This is a genomic window from Nocardioides abyssi (assembly GCF_030412915.1).
In the GTDB taxonomy this organism is placed as follows: domain Bacteria; phylum Actinomycetota; class Actinomycetes; order Propionibacteriales; family Nocardioidaceae; genus Nocardioides; species Nocardioides abyssi.
Window position 1 is genome coordinate 1 of sequence record NZ_JAUHJR010000042.1, and the last position, 402, is coordinate 402.

At 68.7% G+C, this 402-nt stretch carries 1 pseudogene; it reads right to left on the bottom strand.

The features are described from left to right. Window positions 1-266: pseudogene (locus QWY29_RS19820) on the bottom strand (ABC transporter permease); the annotation flags it as partial. Window positions 267-402 lie beyond the last annotated feature (136 nt).

Sequence of the window (402 nt, forward strand, 5' to 3'; positions counted from 1 at the left end):
CCGTACGGCGGGCCGTACTCGGGGCGCGGGACGCCGTCGAGGTCGAGGAACTGGCTGGGGAGCACCGTGTTGGTGTCGACCCCGAAGAGCCGCTGCAGCACGCCGGCGAACACGGCGATGAGCACGAAGAAGACCACGGTGGCCAGGCAGACGACGGCGATCTTGTCGCGCATCAGACGACCCATGGCGATCCGCATCGGCGACTTGCCGGTGATCGACTTCGCCTTCTTGGTGCTCGGGTCCTTGCCCTGGGGCTCGTCGCTCATCTGACCCAGCGTCTCGGGTCCGGCGGTCTGTGCCGACGACATGCTCACCCCATCTGGTTGGTTCGCCGGGGGTCTCCCGGCGCGCGCTCCCTGCGCGCCGAGGGGGACTCTATGTGACACCTGACGCGTCGTCGGT